The following is a 16158-nucleotide window of genomic DNA, read 5'->3' on the forward strand; positions in this document are numbered from 1 at the left end:
TAAACAATTTCAGGGTAATGTGAACTTCTTCACTGTCTACCCTGCCGAATTCGTTAAATATGGGGACAGAAGGTCGATCTCGAATATATCGAAAGTTTTAGCCCGTGTTGTTTTAGATGGTATTCGAGGGGGCGAGATTGATACTTCCGGCGGGGCGCAGTTGATTTTCAACAGCGCCCCGTTCTCTTTTCCAAAGCATATGGCGAAGTACTTACTCTGCACCTTCGCGCAGACCATGATGATGACTAAACACCGGCCGCGCATGAAGCACCTCTGATCGGAAATCCGCCATGCGCCCCGGTAGCGCGCGATAGAATGATGCCAAACCTGGCTCAACCGCCATCGCATACTTGGCACATTCCTTGCACAACCCAGCGACTACGGTCTGTGATTCCCGTGCGCGTATCGCCTCTAGTAGACCTATGTGTGCGGTCTGCAGCTTTTGAAACGATGCACTGCCTGCTACTTCTCGATCTCCGACCAGTACATAAACAGGCTCTGGCTCGCTTTTGCCTTTCAAATCCACGAAGCCCGCCTCTAGCAGCGCAAGATCAGAATTGGTGACACGGCGAATAGAGTCTGAGACTAGAATATCATAATCCACATGTCGGCAGTTTTGTTCGATCCGCGCTGCCACATTCACCACATCTCCGATTACTGTGTAATTGAACCGGCGCCGCGAGCCGATATTGCCTACGCAGGCGGCTCCGGTTGCGCAGCCTGTCGCCAGAGCGATGGGAGGACGCCCGCGCATGATGGGCAAAGTGTTGAACCTATCTAACGCGCCGCGCATCTTCAGCGCGGCCAAAGCAGCGCGGCACGGGTGATCATCCACGGGCAGCGGTGCATTCCAAAAAGCCATAACCGCATCGCCGATGAACTTGTCGATCGTTCCACGCTCGACCAGAATCTGATCCCCGATCTCTGAGAACAGCGCATTCAGCAAGGCCACCAGATCGGTGGCTGATACAGACTCGGACAATGGCGTGAAGCCCCGAATGTCCGAAAACATCACCGTGATCTCCTGAGATTCACCTCCCAATTGCAGCTGATGCCCGTTGGCCTCCATCTCATCGAGGATTTCCGGTGCGACATAATGCGAGAAAGTCTGGCGGATCACCCGCTTCTCCCGCTCGGTCGAAACAAAGAGGTACCCGGCCAGAAGCCCGAAATTGGCCATACCTCCGGCCAAAGGGAAGGTCGCATCAAACAGAACCGACTGGTTCTGGAACGCCAACCAACTGATGGCAATCACGGCCGATGCGGCCACACCGCCTGCAGCAAAAGAAGCGACCGCCCCATAGTTGGACATGACCACTGTGACAACGACGCCCAGGATCACGAACGCCAGCAGCTCAAGTGCAGAGGTAACATCCGATCTGCTCAGCACATCGCCAAGGATGATCTGTTCGATAATCTGGGCGTGGATCGAAACACCGGGAACAGATTCACCCAGTGCCGTTTCGCGTATATCGAACAAGCCCGCCGCAGAGGTGCCGACCAGAATGATCCGTCCTTCTATCTCTGACTGAAGCATTGGATCACTACCGCTGCGCATGACATCATCGGCCGACAGATAGAGGCCAGGATTGTCCCGCCTGTAACGCACCCAGATCTCGCCATTCTCGGTGGTCGGCAGCACAAAATCACCCAGACCAACCTCAAGCATGATGCCGATCTCGTCCTGCGATCCTTCCGCAAAATAAACGGATTCGCCCATGGCCACCCGCAGGGCTTCAACCCCAAGCGCAGGTAATACACCGTTGGGCCCGGACCAAAGCACAGGGACCCGTCGCACCACACCCAAACTTCCTTGGGGCGAAACATTAACACCCCCGATCCCGGCCGCTTCTTCCCCCAATGGCGGTGCCAGAGAGGTCCAGTGGGCAACGCTGACAAGGCCAGCTGCGGGGTTCTCTCCGATTTCAACTAACCCCGCCTTCGGTACAATGGCCGAACCGCTATCGGTTTGCCGGGCTGCCACACCCAGAACCACTGGCCATTTCGCAACTTCGTCCCCAAATCTGACGTCATTGTCCAGATCGATCGCGGCCTGATCCACCTGCAGTAGTCCGGACAAGGTCGGGTCTTGCAACAATCGCATGGGAGAGTATCGGTCGGGCTCGGCAAACAGCATATCAAAGGCAATCGCAGCGGCACCGTATTCGCCCAATCGTTCGACCATCTGACCCAACAGCGTACGAGGCCAAGGCCATTGGCCCCATTCTGCCAGAGACCTTTCATCAATATCCACCACGCGGACCGGCAGATCCGGGTTGTAGGCCCGTGGTGAAATCCGCTGCAGGATATCGAAGTAAATCAATCTGGACATTTGAACGGGATACGGATCCGCGACCCTAATGAAGCAGCCCATCAGGATCAGCGCCAAGCCCACAAGCCTGAATACTAATCGATGCCCAATTTTGTCTCTTATCTTACCCACCACGTTCACCTTCCAGGCGCAGGGGAACATGAAAATATATGTAACCTGATGCTACCAACCAGCTATCGCTGAAGCGTTACCTGCCGTCGCCGTTGCCCTGACACCCGATCCACCGCTATCTCCACTGGATGCGTTTACGGATGTTCTCGTTTCACCCGAGGCGCTTACACCTGCGCGCGCTGATGTCCCAGAACGCCCTTCGGCGCTGGCTGAGGCCCGGTCTGGCGCTTCGGATCGCCCGCTTTCGCGGGCCGCCGACACCTCAGTACGACCTTGTTCCGTTTGCCGCCGCGCTTCGCGCCGCTCTGGCCTTTCAGATTCAATCTTTGGGGCCTGAGCCTGTCTGCCCGAACACCCTTCTGCACTCACCCGAAACGGTGGCAGCAGTTGCGTTTGCGAGCGTATGAAGGGGAAACCACCTTTTAGCGCTTTGTCATACTGCTCCTGATCTATCGGGCGCCCTACCTGACCGCCCGAACCGGTCGCAAAGAGACTGCACTGTCGGCTTGCCGACCGGCACGACCCGCGTCGGCCGCACATCTGAACGGTGCCCTCGATAACCAGCATCGCGCTTTGGCTGCCGGATGTAATCCACATGTCAAATGTCGTTCCCCGCACGGCCATGGTGGCATCGGGCGTTTTGATCGAATAAGCGCGCTTTCTGCTTTTGCCCGAAATGAAACGGAAACTGCCGCCCAGCGCCTGCACGGTGAAGTTTTTTGCCTTCCGATTGCCTCGCAGCATCGAGACATCCAGGATCATTCGCGCGTTCGGACCAACCGCGATCTTGGTTTCATCTACGAACACCAATTGAACCACGCCTGATCTGTCGGTCGAGATAGTATCGCCTGAAACAACATCCATCCCTTCACGCAAGCGTATCTTTTTACCGGCCCGGATAATATCCGCGCCCGGTTTAGCACTGAGCACTTTTCCGATTGATGCGATGGCCGACGCAGGCAGCGTCGCTAGAACCAAGAAAACACAAAACAATTTCAACCAGGCCAAACCCAAGTCCCCTTCCCCCAAAAGGTACCTACCAGGGTGCCAAACACCCCACGCCCGATATCTGTCGCCTCAGAAAGCTAAATCTGAATAGTTATTAGAGCCTTAAAACTAGACAAATATGCGCCAGAACAGGTGGAGTTGGCAAGGTTTTGCATGTTTTTCAGCATTTCGGGGGTTTCGCACCCCTGCTTCCGGTAGCCCCAGCGCTCCTTCTTGTGGGTTTGATCATCGGTATTCAGAAAAATTTTCCAGACATAGAAAATCGCCTTGTATCTGGATGACAGGCAAGGATATACCGGCCAGCGGAGACGTGGCCGAGTGGTCGAAGGCGCTCCCCTGCTAAGGGAGTAGGCGGGAAACCGTCTCGAGGGTTCGAATCCCTTCGTCTCCGCCACCCACCCCTATCTCTGCCTGCGCAGTCCTTCTTTCCCTGTTTTCTCCCGTTTTCCCGGGCGCTTGGGCTATGCCATCTGCCAGAGAGACGACCATGATCCCATAAGCTGGCGCGATTTCCTCGTAACTTCTCTGGAGGCACCATCATGCGCTTCGGTTAGGGCCAAAATTCCCTGCTAACAGGGAATTAATAGGGAAATACTTCAGATTTGGGCCTTTTGGCTGATTTTGGCTTCTGAATCATCACGTGTTATCAGTGCGTTGCACAAGATTTCCCTGCGCAAAATAAAAGGGAACATTTTCGCGATTATCAGGGAAATTCTTAGGAGGAACAGGGAACGCCACATCCAGATCAGGGAAGTCTCTGACCGCCTTTGAAGCCGAACAATCGGGCCTGGGCATCCCATTCCAGTGGCAGTGGTTTTCGGATGAACCGTTCGAGGGTCAGGTTCGTCGGCTAGCGCCCCTCGAGGATTGCGCTCTGGATCGCGGGCGACAGGAACGCCAGCTGCGATCGGGTGCGAATGTAGGATTCTGCATGCCCCGTCGCCACGGCGATCTCTCTAAGGAGCCTGCCGTCGCGCAATTCGGCTGCCCAGACATGCGCGCGGGAAAGAGCGCGAAGGAGCGTACGATCTGGTTGAGGCTCGCGGTCGCCGATGACGATCTTTCCTTCGACACCGCGTCGCCGAAGTTCGAAGGGAGCCTCGATCGTCCGAACTGCACCGTCCATCTCATTGGGCTGCATTTCCAACGCCTTGGCTAGGCAATCCGTATTAAGTCGCAAGACAATGCCGTTTTTCGTGATCTGCTCATCGTCCAAAATCTTCTGCAGAAGATCGGGTGTACCCTCTGAGAGCCGACTGGCGAGTCGACGCGCTTTTGCCAGTATGGCGCCGTCACGTTGCAGATCTGGTCGTGTGCAAATCCGATGGTCCTGGGCGAGCTTGCTGATGCGCCCTGCAATGGCGTTCGCCACAGCATGCTCCAGGGCGTTTGCAGGCAATCGCCAGCCTCGCGGCTCCGTCCCCCCAGAAATCAGCCGGTTTGAGACGTAGTACCGGATCTGCCGTCCATGACGATGGGTGTGCGTCGGGGTCAGTCGATCTCCGGTTTCATCACGGAGTTTCCCGGTGAGCGGTGCAGTGGGCCTGGTACTGAGTTGCTTGGCAGCGGTCTTTCGACTCCGCGGGCGCGCACTGGCAGTCTCCAGTTTTTCCTGGACCCGTTCCCAAACCGCCTCGCTTACGATCGGCTCATGCTGTCCATCCCAGACTTTGGTCTTGTGGCGGATCTTTCCGATGTAGATCGGGTTGCGCAGAGCCGCATAGATCTGGCCGCGCGAGAGTGTATTACCGCCCTGGACCCGCCCGGACTTGAAACGGTGCAGCTTGGAGCGCAGGCCCAACTCATTGGCGCGACGCATGACAGCATTCAGGCAGCCGAGGTCCTCGTAGAGGGCGAAGATCGTCCGCACTGTTTCAGCTTCGTCTGCGTTGATGACGAGGCCGCGGATCTTGGGATCGGCATGCGGATCGTATCCGAGCGGCGGCACGCCGCCCATCCAAAGACCCTTCTTCTTGGAGGCCGCGATCTTGTCCCGGATCCGCTCGGCCGTCACCTCACGCTCAAATTGGGCAAAGGACAACAGAACGTTGAGCGTCAGCCAGCCCATCGACGAGGCGGTGTTGAAGGCTTGGGTAACCGAGACAAAGGAACAACCGGCGGCATCGAAGCGCTCGACCAGCTTGGCAAAGTCGGCAAGGGATCGGGTCAGACGATCAATCTTGTAGACTACAACCATCTGAACGAGCCCCGCGTCGATGTCTGCCAGCAGGCGCTGAAGGCCGGGCCGGTCGAGCGTGCCACCGGAGATGCCGCCATCGTCATATCGGGACTTGCCCGCAACCCAGCCTTCGTGCCGCTGGCTGGCGATGTATGCGGCACACGCCTCGTGCTGGGCATCGAGCGAATTGAAGTCCTGGTCGAGCCCCTCGTCGGAGGATTTACGCGTGTAGATGGCGCATCGGATTCGCGGCTTGCTCACGGTCAACCCGCCCGCTTCAGACCGAAGAAGCGGGGCCCGGACCATCGGGCCCCGGTGATGGCGCGGGCGATCGGCGACAGCGACGCATAGCGCTGACCTTTCCAGAGAAAGCCGCCCTCGACGACATCGACCACATGGGTCGCGCCAATCCATTCGCGGATCAGACGGCCGCCGGGTTTGAGCGCGGGGCTTGTGGTAGACGGAATGTCCCGTGCAGCCTTGGCGAGCCTTGTGACAAAGTCTTTTGGCAACCCGCCACGCTCGTGGGTCTGCACTTCGACGGCCAGGAACCGGCGCAGGAAGGGACTGCTGAGGAGTTTCGGGGCAGGGATGCCGAAGACCTCTTTCCAGGCGGCGATCAGCGCCGCCCGGTCCACGGTTTCGATCTCGGCCACGGAGAGCTCTCCGGGCCGTTGGTGATGCGGTAGATGGCGCCAGTGCCGGGCTTGGTGGGTTCCGCGCGGTCGATGCGATACCCCGCCTTCCTGAGCCCGCTCAGCGCCGCCCGGACCGAATGGGGCTGCCAGCCGGTTGCGGACTGAAGGGCGGCAAGATCTGTGCCGGCCTTGCGGCTCCGCAATTTACGCAGGATTGCAGTCTTGCTCACGCGCGAAGGGGTTGATTTGGACTTGGACATTCTTGTTCCTCGGTTTTCCGGGCCTGCGGGATGCCGGCCCTGGTACCGAGATGCGCCCGGGGTCCAACCGGGCGTGGGAGCAGTGACGCTCGTGTCCGCGCTGAAGTCCAGTACGGATTTGCGCTAACCGCGCAATTTGGAGTCTTCTGGAATTTTCACGCCCATGCGCTCCAGCCGTTCCACCAATTCCTGCCGCTTGTTTTTCTGCTCTTCCTCTTTCGCTTGCACGGCTGGGCCTACTTCCAACATGATCCGGATCGCTTCAAGCAGTGACGGTTTGTGCCCTTTGAGACCTTTGCGGCAGAGCGCAAGATAGGCGGCTTCAATACCGTCCAAACGAACAGTCGTGCCGTCTGGCGCGCGGGCGTCGACGGGCTGGGTCAGAATCTGTGCAGCGTCCATCATGAATTCGGACTTCGTCTTCGGCCGACCCTTAGGATTCCCGGATTGACCCTTCTGCCACCGCGTGGACTCAGGAGGGTTGGCGTAGCCTACTTTCTTGTCGTTACTCATTGTCTTTTTCTTTCTGCTTCCTGTGTTCGGCGATCCGCTTGACGGCGCGGAGGATCTTCTTTTTCTCTTCCTCCGGCGAATAGGCATTGGGATCGGCGATACCTGACTCGTCGATGATGCGTCGCTGCAGAGCCATTGCTTGCTTGTCACCGTTCAGTGCCAGATCGCGCAGCTTCCATATCAGTGCATCCCGGATCGGCAATTTCTGGTCGTTTTCTTTGACCCGCACCTTGCGATTGAGGACTCGGTTCAGAACTGTGTTCAGGTCTTCCCGCTTGCGCGGGCGACCACGGGGATTGCCCGACTTACCCTTTTTGAAGCGGGTATGTTCGGGCGGGTTCATGTAGCCGACCGCAGATGTGTTTTCGTCTGTCATTCGGCAGCCTCCAAATTCGCATCATCGGCCCCGGCTTGCGCCACCTGCAATCTGAAGAAAGGCGCAAGCAATGACGACGATTAATCTCAGACCGTGGCAGGCTGCCTGCGCCAACAAAACAATGGACTGGCTCCAGGCCGGCGAAGATCGGCATTTTTTGATCAACGCGGCGCCGGGCGCGGGCAAGACCATCTGCGCCTCGGTCATCGCACAGCGTTTGCTCAATGCGGATCTGATCGATCGGGTCATCGTGATCGCCCCGCGAAAAGCGGTCGTCAAACAGTGGGCGGCGGAATTCAAGCTCGTGACCGGGCGCCCCATACTTCAGATCACCGGGGCTGATGAAGAGCCCGAAGAATACCTGACAGAGCCTTGCCGAATAATGGCGTCAGAGACGAGCGGATCGTTAGGGGAAGCCCGCGGCGATAGCTGAAAAACGCCAGCGCAAGGCCGGCAATCGCATAGCACGCCCAAGCGCCCAGACCCCAATGCAGATAGGACCAGACATAAGCCGTGCGCACATTGTCCGCGTCAAGGGCCGTTGTCACGCCCTGAATAACCGATGGGTTGTTCTTGAAGTGCGCGACGGGTTCCGCAACAGCCCATGTCAACATCCCGACACCGATCCCGCTAGCACCAACGAATATGCACATCTCTCAGCCGGGACTCAGCTTCACATCCTGACTGCTCTAATCCTAAGAGCCGAAGGTGCGGGGTATCACAATCATGGATTTGAGAACTCAACGCGGTATAACCGCCGACAGCAGCCTGAGCACGAGATCGCCGCCTCAATCAAGACGGGGCTGCAGACGGGAATCTGTTTCGCGGGTTATCTTGGTTTCAACGGGTATTGCAATGGCTATTTGGTATTTCTGCAGGCTGCAGCCCTAATGCGCGAGAATGTCGCCAGTATCACAAAACCTGCGGACGCTTCTTTCTAGAAATCACCGATTATCTGAGCTTCGCAGTTCACGAGTTTACGTTGTCCAGTTTTGAAGCGTAATAGAAGGCAATCGCCTGCGCGCGGTTCTTGATCGACAGCTTGTCGTATATGTTCGACAGATGGAACTTTACCGTGTTGGTCGAAATCTGCAGCTCTTTCGACAATTCCTTGTTAGACATGCCCTGCGCCAGTGCCTCAAGGATAGCGAGTTCCTTGCGCGACAGAGTCTGCAAAGGGTTCTGATGCATTTTGCGCACGTCGATATAGGGAAATACCATTTTGCCCTTAGCGACATCGACACAGGTTTCCAGCAAGCCTTCGACCTCGCCCGAACGCGGCGCGAACCCTGCGGCCCCGGCCTGCATAGCCTGACGCGGTACATCCCCAGCCTCGTCCCCATAGACCACAAAGCGTGGCGCGTTGGTCTGTTCGCGCAGAACCTCAATCAGTTTTGCCGCGCCCAAAGCAGGAAGTTCCCAGGACACGATCCCCACCTGAACCGGCACCCGCATGACTGTGCCCAGAAATCCCTCGGCGGTCGCTGAAGTGGCCACCAGAGAGAATCGCGGGTCGCGCTCGAAGATCTCGGACATGGCCGACAGCACCAAAGGGTTGTTGTTGGCCAGCATGACATCAATGGGGCGTTGAGATGTGTCGAACATTGTTTTCCCGTCTGATTTTAACTAAACCTACCCATTTTGGTGGGGATTCTTTCAGTATACATTGGCATATTTACCAAAATGGGTAGGTTAATACCCACCTAACAAGATATGCTAAAGCTGTAGTAAGTTACGTTGCGCCCCGGCGCAAGTTTCAGTTTTCCTCTGGGTCAAGGCGATCGGCGGTATCGAACACACCCGACGCACAGGAGGAGCACATGACGTTTCAGACCTATCCAACGCTCGACATCCCCGAGACGCTGGCCGCTGGCCCAGGACCGGGAAACACCGACGCACGTGTTTTGCAGGCGTTTGCCAGCGCCGGCGTTGCCGACCACATGCAGAGCGACGTGCTGCGTGGCATGATCGAATGCAAGCACATGCTGCGTCAGATCTGGGGCACCGCCAACACCCATACCTTCGCGGTTGCTGGCACCGGATGGAGTGGGCTGGACACCATGTTCTCGGCGGTGATGCCGGGTGACAAGGTTGTGGCATTCACCAATGGCACCTTCTCGGGCATCGATGCGATGACTCTGCGGATCAAGGCTGCAACACCGGAAGAGCACGCGACCAACCCTCTGGACCCACAAGCCGCGAGTGTCGCCGTTATTGAAATTCCCCACGGCCAGCCCGTCACAGGCGAGATGGTCGAAGAGGTGTTGGCCACGCACAAACCGAAGTGGGCCTTCATGGCGCATTGGGAAACCGGGTCAGGTCGGGTCAACGACCTGCGCGGCTTCTCGGATGCCTGTGAACGCCACGATGTGATGGGTTTGATCGATGCCGTATCGTCGTTGGGTATCGCGGATTTCCGCATCGATGACTATCCGGGTGTCGCGGGATGGGCCTCGTGCCCGCAAAAAGGGCTGTGCTGCCTACCGCTGACCTATGCGCCGGTCAGCTTCACCGACGCCTATATCGACGCGCTGAAGACCTCCGGCGCCTATACATACGTCCACAACCCGATTTTCGAAGCACGCCACTGGGGCATCGTTGACGGGCAAGACGTGGAAAAGGGCACCTATCACCGTACCCATTCGGGCTATGCGGTCGCCGCCTTCCATGAATCGCTACGCCTGACTCTGCAGGAGGGATTGGCCAAACGTGCGCATTCCTATCGCACGCATGAGGCCGTCCTGCGCGACGCCGTCACCGCGATGGGTTGCCAGGTCACATCGGACATGCCCAGCCTTGTGGTGCTGAACCTGCCCGCAGAGCTGGCGGGTCGTGAGATGGAGTTGGTACAGAACTGCCGCGCCCGTGGCTTTGGCATCTGGCCGACGCTCAGCGCCCCGGTTCAAGTCCGTATCGGCATCCTGAACCAGCTAACCCACCAATCGGTCAGTCGCATCGTCAGGCTGTTCGCCCAGGCCATCCGCGAGATGGGCGGCTCGGTTGATTTCGAAGCCATCGAAGCACTTTTGGAAAGTCGCTACGGCACATCTATCGCTGCATAACGGGAGGGAATGCAGATGGATATCCATGAATATCAGGCGAAAGAACTTCTTTCGAATTTCGGCGTCGAGGTCCCTTCGGGGGCTTTGGCCTACAGCCCCGAGCAAGCGGCATATCGCGCGCGTGAGTTGGGTGGTGACAAGTGGGTCATTAAGGCGCAAGTCCATGCCGGCGGGCGTGGAAAGGCCGGTGGTGTAAAGCTGTGCAACTCGGAAAGCGAAATATACGAGGCTTGTGACGAGATGTTTGGCCGCAAGCTGGTGACGCACCAGACCGGCCCCGAGGGCAAAGGCATTTACCGCGTCTATGTGGAGGCCGCCGTACCGATTGATCGCGAGATTTATCTGGGCTTTGTGCTGGATCGGTCCAGTCAGCGGGTGATGATCGTGGCCTCTTCGGAAGGTGGGATGGAGATCGAAGAAATCTCATCTGAGCGCCCCGACAGTATCGTCCGCTCAATCGTTGAACCTGCCGTTGGATTGCAGGAGTTTCAGGCCCGCGAAATAGCGTTTAATCTGGGGCTGGAACCTCGCCTAATTCAGCACATGGTCCGTACCCTGCAGGGTTGCTATGCTGCGTTCAGCGAGCTGGACGCGACTATGGTCGAGATCAACCCGCTGGTCATCACTGGTGACGACCGTGTGCTGGCATTGGACGCGAAGATGAGCTTTGACGACAATGCTCTGTTTCGCCATCCGCAGGTTGCTGAATTGCGCGACAAAAGTCAGGAAGACCCGCGCGAAAGCCGCGCGGCGGATCGCGGACTGTCTTATGTCGGACTGGACGGCAATATCGGTTGTATCGTGAACGGTGCCGGTTTAGCCATGGCCACGATGGACACCATCAAGCTGGCTGGGGGTGAACCTGCGAACTTTCTGGACATCGGTGGCGGTGCCTCGCCCGAGCGGGTGGCCAAGGCGTTCCGACTGGTACTGTCCGATGACAACGTTCAGGCGGTGCTGGTCAATATCTTCGCAGGCATCAACCGCTGTGACTGGGTGGCCGAGGGCGTAGTACAGGCGCTGCGCGAGTTGGAAATCGACCTGCCGGTCATCGTGCGTCTGGCGGGTACCAATGTCGAGGAAGGTCAGAAAATCCTGGCCAAATCGGGCCTGCCAATCATCCGCGCGACAACCCTTATGGAAGCCGCTGAACGCGCTGTGGGTGCATGGCGCAACGATCTGTCCCAAAACACCAAGATGAGGGCCGTGTAATGAGCATTCTTCTGGACCGCGACACCCGCGTTATCGTTCAGGGCATCACCGGACGCATGGCGCGCCTGCATACCAAGGATATGGTGCAATATGGCACCAACGTCGTTGGCGGCGTTGTTCCCGGCAAAGGCGGAGAGACCGTCGAAGGCGTACCCGTATTCGACACCGTCAAACAAGCGGTTGTGGCCACTGGCGCCGAGGCTAGCCTTGTCTTCGTGCCTCCGCCGTTTGCGGCGGATTCGATCATGGAGGCCGCAGATGCCGGTATTCGCTATTGCGTCTGCATCACCGACGGCATCCCCGCGCAGGACATGATCCGCGTAAAACGCTACATGTACCGCTATCCTAAGGACAAGCGCATGGTGCTGACCGGTCCGAACTGTGCCGGTTCCATCAGCCCCGGTAAGGCGTTGCTGGGCATCATGCCGGGACATATCTACCTGCCAGGCAATGTGGGCATCATCGGACGTTCGGGCACGCTGGGTTACGAGGCCGCAGCGCAGTTGAAAGAGCGCGGCATCGGTGTCTCAACCAGCGTCGGCATCGGCGGTGATCCGATCAACGGCTCGTCCTTCCGCGATATCCTTGAGCGGTTCGAACAGGACGAAGACACCGAGGTCATAGTTATGATCGGCGAGATCGGTGGCCCTCAGGAAGCCGAGGCTGCAGAATATATCCGTGACCACGTCACCAAGCCTGTTGTGGCCTATGTCGCGGGTCTGACCGCGCCCAAGGGTCGAACCATGGGCCATGCCGGGGCGATCATCTCGGCCTTTGGCGAAAGCGCCAGCGAGAAGGTGGAAATCCTGTCCGCGGCGGGTGTGACGGTTGCTGAAAACCCCGCGGTGATCGGCGAAACCATCGCCCGCGTGATGGGAAAGGCTGCGTGATGGTCAAACCTTCGGTCCTTGTCACCCGTCGCTGGCCTACCGCCGTCGAGGCGCAACTGGCCGAAAACTACAACGCCGTGCTGAATACCGGGGACATTCCGATGTCTCCGGCTGAACTCCGCGACGCGTTGAAGACATACGACGCGGTTCTGCCGACAGTGACAGATACACTGAGCGCCGAGGCGCTGGACGTACCAACCGCACAAACCAAGATTTTGGCGAACTACGGCGTGGGTTACAGCCACATCTGTGAACCGGCGGCCCGAGATCTGGGTATGACGGTCACGAACACGCCGGATGTCCTGTCCGAATGCACCGCTGATTTGGCCATGACGCTGCTGCTGATGGCCGCTCGGCGCGCGGGCGAGGGTGAACGCGAGCTGCGCGCTGGCGGCTGGACCGGCTGGCGTCCGACCCATTTGGTCGGCACCAAGGTCAGCGGCAAGACGCTGGGTATCATCGGCTTTGGCCGCATCGGTCAGGAAATGGCCCGCCGCGCTCATCACGGTTTCGGCATGAAAATTCTCGTACAGAACCGCAGCACCGTGTCGCCAGACGTACTGAAGCAATTCAACGCCACGCAGGTCGAGACAGTGGACGATCTGTTACCGCAGTGCGATTTCGTCTCGCTGCATTGCCCCGGCGGGGCCGCGAACCGGCACCTGATCAACGGGCGCAGGCTGGACTTGATGAAACCCGACGCCTTCCTGATCAACAGCGCGCGCGGTGAGGTGGTGGACGAGCGCGCTTTGGTACAGTCGCTGATGTTCGACACGATCGGCGGCGCTGCGCTGGATGTTTTCGACGGCGAGCCGCGCATCAACCCTGACCTGTTGCAATGCGACAACTTGGTGATGCTGCCGCATCTGGGCAGCGCAACAAAAGAATCGCGCGAAGCCATGGGCTTTCGCGTGCTGGACAATCTGGGCGACTTCTTCGCTGGTCGCCCACCCCGTGACCGCGTGATCTGACGAACCCTTCTTCAAAGGAGCAAAACCCATGAGCTTTTATGCCATCGAACAGGCCCCCGCGCGCCTGAACCGCAGCGAACTCGCCGTGCCGGGCAGCCAGCCCGGCATGTTCGAAAAAGCCGCGAACTCGGATGTGGACGTGATCTTCCTAGATCTCGAAGACGCGGTAGCCCCGGATGAAAAAGAGCAGGCCCGCAAGAACATCATTAAAGCCCTGAACGATATCGACTGGGGCAGCAAGACAATGTCGGTGCGCATCAACGGGCTGGATACGCATTACATGTATCGCGATGTTGTGGATGTAGTCGAACAAGCCGGTGAGCGGCTGGACCTGATCATGATCCCCAAGGTCGGCACAGCAGCAGATGTCTATGCCGTCGATATGATGGTCACGCAGATCGAAGACGCGATGGGTTACAAGAAACGCATCGGGTTCGAGCATATCATCGAGACCGCTCTGGGCATGCAGAATGTCAGCGAAATCGCGGCGGCCTCGAACCGCAATGAGAGCCTGCACTTCGGTGTGGCGGACTATGCAGCCTCGACCCGCGCGCGAACCACGATCATTGGTGGCGTGAACCCCGACTATTCGGTTCTGACTGACCCGGATGGCGATGCTGCGCGCGCGACCCATTGGGGCGATATGTGGCACTACGCGCTCGCCCGTATGGTTGTCGCCGCCCGTGCCAACGGTCTGCGTCCGATTGATGGTCCGTTCGGTGATTTCCAGGATCCTGAAGGCTATAAGGCAGCTGCCAAAAGGGCGGCGGTGTTGGGCTGCGAAGGCAAATGGGCCATCCATCCCAGCCAGATCGCTCTGGCGAACGAGGTCATGTCACCCAGCGATGCCGAAGTCACCAAGGCGCAGCGTATCCTTGTTGCTATGGCCGAGGCCGAGACCGCAGGCAAAGGTGCAGTGTCGCTGGATGGTCGTCTGATCGACTATGCCTCGATCCGCCAGGCGGAGGTCATGGTCGAAAAGGCTCGCCAGATCGCGGCTGCCTGATTTTAGCCCGAACTGGCGTAACCAGTAGACGGATACTCCCTTGCACCGGTTGGTCCGGGGCAGGCAACACCCGCGGATTACGTCGATCATCTATTCGGAATTGTACCAGATCTGTAGCACCCAATCCCTGACATTCACAACGCTATTTGAAAACAGTATTTTTCGACTCGGTCAGACAAAACCATCCGCCGACGGCGCGTTACCATTTGCCCCTATTGAGCCAAATACGCTGACGTCGAGCGTCTCGAGATTTTCCTGCGTTGCCCGGGCTCGCCGTATCTGGCTCAGACCAATCACTTAAGTCAAACTTGCTGTAGCGCGCGGCGAATGGCCGGTTTGGTGAGGCAGCGCTGCAGCCAATCTGACTAGGATTGTACTTCCGATTTAGTCCGTCCGGAAAAGTTTGCAAAGTCCGCTTCCTGCGCGTAGCCGCCGCTAAAGAACAACTAGGACTGCAACCGCAGCGAAGATGTGTTGTGTGGCGCATACGAGCCTTATCGGGCGAATTACAGCAATCGATCAGACCGCACCGCGAGAGGGACCATATTCACAGCTTATAAATGCAAAGGTACTTCAAGCAAATTCCAAAAGGATGACTAACGTCAGTTGGCGTTGGAGCCATGCCGTTTGAACGTCGACTACTTTTTTAGTCCCAAGTGTTCGAATTTAGCTACCTGATTTATCTCGCATTAAATCCCGCATAGCTTCTTCGGTGGAAATGACCAAGGGCTTCTAAGATGTTTATGTTATACATTATTTATTAGATCTTATCGATTTACATAAACTCTCTTCGTCTCCGCCATTACCCACTTTAGGAATGTTAAAACGGCGCCAGCGCACCGTTGTGTCATTGAAATCAGACACTTTTTTTCTGCGCTCAATATCCCTGTTCTGATCCCCGTAATTTGGTGTAAATTGCGGGGTGGATATCTGGTAACCGAAATTCGGGACAAAGCTGCAATGCAAAGGGTCGATACGTCGAACGTCGACTGACACAGCGTGTGGTCGAGAAAGCCGCTCTGGACTGCCACATAGTCGGAGGCGGCCTCTACTTAGTGGTAGATCCAAAAGGTGCAAAACGATGGCTATTGCGCATCGTAGTGCAAGAGCGGCGCAGTGACTTTGGTCTGCGATCCGCGTCGATGGTCTGCGTCGAAGAAGCAAGATCAAAAGCCGAGGAATACCGAAGATTGGCATGAGGCAGTGACGATCCCGTTGAGCAAAAGGAAGCTGTAGCGAAGGTCTTTATCACATTCGATGAGCTTGCCACTCGCGTTCACAAAGGATGTATCATTCCGAAAAGCAGTAACGGCAAGCAGGTTGACCATCAGTTTAACACACTGAACATCTACACGTCACCCGTTGTTGGGAAAAAGCCGGTTCACTTGATTTCGCGATCAGATTTTTTTCGCCGTTCTTAACTCAATCTGGAAAGCAAAACATGAAATGGCGCGTCGAGTGCGAAAAAAGATTAGAGTAGTGATTGACTACGCACTGGGAACCGGAATCAAATCAGACAGAAACCCGGTCGCCGACGTCTTAAAAGACAGCAAAACACGACTCGCCGAAAGTGAAACACTTTGAAGCTGCCACTAGGCTT

The 16158-nt window shown here is 57.4% G+C and carries 16 protein-coding genes, 1 tRNA gene and 1 pseudogene; 9 read left to right on the forward strand and 9 right to left on the reverse strand.

Annotation, left to right across the window (positions count from 1 at the left end; translation table 11 throughout):
* Positions 1-211 precede the first annotated feature (211 nt).
* Together ACR0MJ_RS16780 and ACR0MJ_RS16785 are read right to left on the reverse strand one after the other, a co-directional pair.
* Positions 212-2473 (reverse strand): CHASE2 domain-containing protein, encoded by a 2262-nt coding sequence (locus ACR0MJ_RS16780; RefSeq protein WP_480761822.1) that lies wholly within the window; start codon positions 2471-2473, stop codon positions 212-214.
* A gap of 21 nt (positions 2474-2494) precedes the next feature.
* On the reverse strand, positions 2495-3451 hold the full coding sequence (locus tag ACR0MJ_RS16785; RefSeq protein ID WP_480761824.1) for a FecR family protein: 957 nt from the start codon (positions 3449-3451) through the stop codon (positions 2495-2497).
* A 304-nt stretch (positions 3452-3755) separates the two neighbouring features.
* Here ACR0MJ_RS16785 and ACR0MJ_RS16790 point away from each other — a divergent pair.
* A tRNA-Ser gene (locus ACR0MJ_RS16790) sits at positions 3756-3845 on the forward strand.
* A 456-nt stretch (positions 3846-4301) separates the two neighbouring features.
* On the opposite strand, the gene ACR0MJ_RS16795 is transcribed toward ACR0MJ_RS16790, so the two are convergent.
* The 5 genes from ACR0MJ_RS16795 to ACR0MJ_RS16815 all read right to left on the reverse strand — a co-directional run bounded on the left by ACR0MJ_RS16795 (position 4302) and on the right by ACR0MJ_RS16815 (position 7417).
* Positions 4302-5891 (reverse strand): recombinase family protein, encoded by a 1590-nt coding sequence (locus ACR0MJ_RS16795; protein ID WP_480761827.1) that lies wholly within the window; start codon positions 5889-5891, stop codon positions 4302-4304.
* 2 nt (positions 5892-5893) lie between these two features.
* Positions 5894-6286, reverse strand: a complete 393-nt coding sequence (locus tag ACR0MJ_RS16800; protein ID WP_480761828.1) for a DUF2924 domain-containing protein — start codon at positions 6284-6286, stop codon at positions 5894-5896.
* The gene (locus ACR0MJ_RS16805; protein WP_170408420.1) at positions 6250-6528 is read right to left on the reverse strand and encodes a DUF3489 domain-containing protein; all 279 of its coding nucleotides are present in this window, start codon (positions 6526-6528) and stop codon (positions 6250-6252) included. Before ACR0MJ_RS16805 ends, ACR0MJ_RS16800 begins: the two co-directional genes overlap by 37 nt.
* Positions 6529-6651: 123 nt before the next feature.
* On the reverse strand, positions 6652-7128 hold the full coding sequence (locus ACR0MJ_RS16810) for a DUF5681 domain-containing protein (RefSeq protein ID WP_480761829.1): 477 nt from the start codon (positions 7126-7128) through the stop codon (positions 6652-6654).
* Entirely contained in the window at positions 7034-7417 is a 384-nt protein-coding gene (locus ACR0MJ_RS16815; RefSeq protein ID WP_480761830.1) for a DUF5681 domain-containing protein, read from the reverse strand. The genes ACR0MJ_RS16810 and ACR0MJ_RS16815 overlap by 95 nt, the downstream gene beginning before the upstream one ends.
* A gap of 70 nt (positions 7418-7487) precedes the next feature.
* On the opposite strand from ACR0MJ_RS16815, the gene ACR0MJ_RS16820 reads away from it, so the two are divergent.
* Entirely contained in the window at positions 7488-7850 is a 363-nt protein-coding gene (locus tag ACR0MJ_RS16820; protein ID WP_480761831.1) for a DEAD/DEAH box helicase, read from the forward strand.
* Here the strand turns inward: ACR0MJ_RS16820 and ACR0MJ_RS16825 are convergent.
* Both ACR0MJ_RS16825 and ACR0MJ_RS16830 read right to left on the reverse strand, forming a co-directional pair.
* Positions 7771-8049, reverse strand: a pseudogene (locus ACR0MJ_RS16825) (BCCT family transporter); the annotation flags it as partial. The gene ACR0MJ_RS16820 and the pseudogene ACR0MJ_RS16825 sit on opposite strands and share 80 nt — an antisense overlap.
* A 337-nt stretch (positions 8050-8386) precedes the next feature.
* On the reverse strand, positions 8387-9022 hold the full coding sequence (locus tag ACR0MJ_RS16830; RefSeq protein ID WP_480761832.1) for a LuxR C-terminal-related transcriptional regulator: 636 nt from the start codon (positions 9020-9022) through the stop codon (positions 8387-8389).
* A 215-nt stretch (positions 9023-9237) separates the two neighbouring features.
* Between ACR0MJ_RS16830 and ACR0MJ_RS16835 the strand changes: the two genes are divergently transcribed.
* The 7 genes from ACR0MJ_RS16835 to ACR0MJ_RS16865 all read left to right on the forward strand — a co-directional run bounded on the left by ACR0MJ_RS16835 (position 9238) and on the right by ACR0MJ_RS16865 (position 16142).
* Positions 9238-10479, forward strand: coding sequence for an alanine--glyoxylate aminotransferase family protein (locus ACR0MJ_RS16835; RefSeq protein WP_170513286.1), 1242 nt, complete (start codon positions 9238-9240; stop codon positions 10477-10479).
* 15 nt (positions 10480-10494) lie between these two features.
* Positions 10495-11691, forward strand: coding sequence for a malate--CoA ligase subunit beta (locus tag ACR0MJ_RS16840; protein WP_170396612.1), 1197 nt, complete (start codon positions 10495-10497; stop codon positions 11689-11691).
* Positions 11691-12581, forward strand: a complete 891-nt coding sequence (gene sucD, locus ACR0MJ_RS16845) for a succinate--CoA ligase subunit alpha (RefSeq protein WP_480761833.1) — start codon at positions 11691-11693, stop codon at positions 12579-12581. The genes ACR0MJ_RS16840 and sucD overlap by 1 nt, the downstream gene beginning before the upstream one ends.
* Positions 12581-13552 (forward strand): 2-hydroxyacid dehydrogenase, encoded by a 972-nt coding sequence (locus tag ACR0MJ_RS16850; RefSeq protein WP_480761868.1) that lies wholly within the window; start codon positions 12581-12583, stop codon positions 13550-13552. Before sucD ends, ACR0MJ_RS16850 begins: the two co-directional genes overlap by 1 nt.
* Positions 13553-13580: 28 nt before the next feature.
* The gene (locus ACR0MJ_RS16855; protein ID WP_170817896.1) at positions 13581-14558 is read left to right on the forward strand and encodes an HpcH/HpaI aldolase/citrate lyase family protein; all 978 of its coding nucleotides are present in this window, start codon (positions 13581-13583) and stop codon (positions 14556-14558) included.
* 1001 nt (positions 14559-15559) lie between these two features.
* Positions 15560-15757 (forward strand): Arm DNA-binding domain-containing protein, encoded by a 198-nt coding sequence (locus tag ACR0MJ_RS16860; protein ID WP_170408426.1) that lies wholly within the window; start codon positions 15560-15562, stop codon positions 15755-15757.
* Positions 15758-15959: 202 nt separating this feature from the next.
* On the forward strand, positions 15960-16142 hold the full coding sequence (locus ACR0MJ_RS16865) for a phage integrase central domain-containing protein (protein WP_480761869.1): 183 nt from the start codon (positions 15960-15962) through the stop codon (positions 16140-16142).
* Positions 16143-16158: the final 16 nt, after the last annotated feature.

The organism is Ruegeria sp. C6 (assembly GCF_056537625.1).